Below are 3,484 nucleotides of genomic sequence, written 5' to 3'. Positions count from 1 at the left end.
ATCCGTTTCAGCTTTGCCAAAAGAGACAGTTTGATTATTGATGCCCTGGAGCATCTGAAAAATAACCTCTTGCATTAATAAAAACCCCTGTTAAGACGCTAAGTCTAACAGGGGTTTTGTCCTATTTTTCTAATAGGATAATATCCTTACATCGATCCTTCTGTTTTTCGCTCTGCATTCATCAGTATCATTGGCTTCACATACGGGATGCTGCGGACCATAGCCTTCTGCCTCTACCCTGTCGCCGGCAATTCCCAGTTCGAGAAGCTTCAGCTTGACCGTCTGCGCCCTGAGATTGGAAAGGGTCTGATTGCTTTCTTCATTCCCCGTATTATCGGTATACCCGCCAACTTTTATTTTCAGACCGGGATAGGCGGTAAGGATTTCTACCAGGTTAAGAAGCTGGGCATCAGCTCCCGGCCTGAGCTCGCTGGATCCGGTTTCAAAATACAGGTTTTCAAGGGTAAACCACTTATTTGCATCCAGCGCTGCCTGATCTTTGTTCTTAATAGAAGTATACATTTGCAACAGCTGGCTTTCCTGGCCCAGCGATATTTTCCGTCCGCCCTCCAGCTGGATTTCCTGCGGCGTACCGGTTTCATAGACAAAATCACCATTTTCATTCATGTAACCTTTGACTGCCGCCGGCAATGCTGCACCGGAAGGAGCTCCGGGAACCACGGCAGCGGTCTTCATTCCGGTGAGGCTTTCAATTTTAGCCGCTCTCTTCGCTTCAATTTTGTCCTTATGCAGAACCGCGAGGGTGGGCGCGATGACGAGCGAAACAATGGACATCAGCTTGATCAGGATATTCATGGAAGGTCCGGAAGTATCTTTGAAAGGATCTCCTACGGTATCACCGGTCACCGATGCTTTATGAGGTTCGGAACCTTTGTAATAGGTTTCACCGTTGATGACCGCTCCTTTTTCAAATGATTTCTTGGCATTGTCCCATGCACCGCCGGCGTTATTCTGGAACATTCCCATCAGGACCCCGCAAACCGTTGCCCCGGCCAGGAATCCGCCTAGTACTTCAGGACCGAAAATAAATCCGATCAGCAGCGGCGAAACGATGGCAATGGCTCCGGGAAGCATCATCTTCCGGATGGAAGCATCGGTAGAAATGGCGACACACTTCTGGTACTCCGGCTTCCCTTCGCCTTCAAGGATGCCCGGAATTTCTCTGAACTGTCTTCTCACTTCCTCCACCATGGCCATGGCAGCCTGCCCGACAGCCGTAATGGCGAGTGATGAGAAGATAAAAGGAATCATTCCGCCAATAAACAATCCGGCCAGTACATCGGCCCGGTAGATGTCTATCCCGTCAATTCCCGCAATACCTACGAAAGCGGCAAATAATGCCAGGGCCGTCAGGGCAGCGGAGGCAATGGCAAATCCTTTTCCGGTGGCGGCAGTGGTGTTTCCTACGGCATCCAGGATATCCGTTTTTTCACGGACTTCCTTCGGAAGCTCGCACATTTCGGCAATTCCGCCGGCATTGTCGGCAATCGGACCGAAAGCATCAATGGCCAGCTGCATGGCCGTGGTGGCCATCATTCCGGCTGCGGCGATGGCCACCCCGTAGAGGCCGGCACACAGATAAGAACCGTAAATACCCCCGGCCAGGACTATTATCGGAAGTAAGGTAGATTCCATCCCCACAGAGAGACCGCCGATGATATTGGTAGCATGCCCTGTTGAGGACTGTCTGACAATACTGGAGACCGGTCTTTTTCCGATAGCCGTATAATATTCCGTAATAATACTCATTAACGTTCCTACCACAAGGCCTACCATAATGGCCCCGAAAACGCCCATCTTTGAAAATTCATGGCCTCTCAGCACCATTTTATCCGGTAAGATGTAAGTTACCAGAAAATAAGAGGCTATTGCAGTAATGATAATGCTGCCCCAATTGCCCAGATTCAGGGCATTTTGAACACTGGAAATGGAAGCATCTTCATTATCATTGATCCGGACAAACAAAGTTCCGACGATGGAGAAAATAATTCCGGTACCGGCAATCAGCATGGGCAGGAGAATCGGGGCAAAACCTCCGAAAGCATCCTGAGAAACGGTTTCCCGGCCGAGGACCATGGTTGCCAGTACCGTTGCGACATAAGATCCGAAAAGATCTGCTCCCATACCGGCCACATCACCTACATTATCTCCTACGTTGTCTGCAATGGTTGCAGGATTCCGGGGATCATCTTCCGGGATTCCGGCTTCTACCTTTCCCACCAGGTCGGCTCCTACATCGGCGGCTTTGGTATAGATACCGCCGCCCACCCGGGCAAACAAGGCGATTGATTCGGCACCCAGTGAAAAACCTGTGAGGATTTCGATGCTGCGTTCCATCTCCTGGGAATCTACCGTAGCCTCCGGTGCAAAGATCTGCTTGATGATCAGGAAGAGGGCACCGAGTCCCAGCACGGCGAGGCCGGCCACTCCCATCCCCATTACCGAGCCTCCGGTAAAGGAAACCTTTAATGCTTTTGAAAGAGAAGTTCTGGCTGCTTCGGCAGTCCTCACGTTGGCTTTGGTTGCTATCTTCATCCCGATAAATCCTGCTGCTGCAGAAAAGACGGCACCTACCGCAAAGGCAAACCCGATACTCCAGTGGGACCGGTCATTGCTTGCCCCCATGACGGCAAGTAAGATAGCGACGACGATAACAAAGTACATCAGGATTTTGTATTCGGCTTTCAGAAACGCCATGGCACCGTCTGCGATATAACCGCTGATGGTTTTCATTTTTTCGTTTCCTGCCTCCTGCCGGTTTACCCAATTGCTCTGCAGAAAGGTATACACCAGAGCAATGACACCGAAAAACGGTACTAGTAAGAATAAATTCATAGCTTAATATTTGTTTGGTAATAGAATATTAAATATAATAAATAATTTTCATGGATTCATCAAAAACAGTGCAGCGGTTAAAATAAAGGCCAACTGAATTACCGGATGGCCACCAGGTTTCCTTGCGTTCCTGTCAGATCCAGGACTTTAACATAAAAAAACAGGAATCGCCGGAATGGAAAATCAAAGAATCTAAAGTTTTTCTATCGGCATCATGCAACAGGAGCATGGGTAATAAGAGTAGACCGGTGTAAGGGAATCCGCCTGCAAATACTTGATATATGAGGTTCTTTTTCCTCACTCACCGGATCAAAAATAAGACGGATGGCAGTGAATCTGATGGGTGTACCTGGAAACCTTGAACTGTTCCCGTACATAAGGGAAAGAATCTACAGCAGCACTGAAACGGCGGTCAGGAAAACAAAAAAGACAGATGCATGCATCTGTCTCGTATTTTGTAAAGGAAAATTCTGTTATCCTCCGTAGTTGGTTGCATAATCATCCTGCGAAGCTTTGATCACTTTCTTCGCATGTTCCGCTCCGTACACCTCCTGAATTCTGCATTTGGCAGGCTCGTCCGGTAAGTTTTTATAGGTAAGGAAATAGTGCATTAACCGCTTTACTTCCG

The 3,484-nt window shown here is 48.7% G+C and carries 2 protein-coding genes; both read right to left on the bottom strand.

All coding sequences use genetic code 11. The features are described from left to right. Positions 1-129: 129 nt before the first annotated feature. Positions 130-2,856 (bottom strand): sodium-translocating pyrophosphatase, encoded by a 2,727-nt coding sequence (locus QZ735_RS04470; protein WP_294244765.1) that lies wholly within the window; start codon positions 2,854-2,856, stop codon positions 130-132. Between the two features lie 473 nt (positions 2,857-3,329). Continuing rightward, a partial coding sequence (locus tag QZ735_RS04465; RefSeq protein WP_367117829.1) for an inorganic diphosphatase occupies positions 3,330-3,484 on the bottom strand: 155 nt, incomplete at its 5' end.

This window comes from uncultured Chryseobacterium sp. (assembly GCF_913776365.1).
Classification (GTDB): Bacteria; Bacteroidota; Bacteroidia; order Flavobacteriales; family Weeksellaceae; genus Chryseobacterium.
The sequence above is the reverse complement of the archived record's forward strand: the minus strand, read 5'-3'. Positions and strand labels throughout refer to the sequence as shown.

Bases quoted from the DNA above. Each gene is read 5' to 3' on its own strand.
- QZ735_RS04470 (WP_294244765.1), bottom strand. From the start codon at position 2,856: ATGAATTTATTCTTACTAGTACCGTTTTTCGGTGTCATTGCTCTGGTG.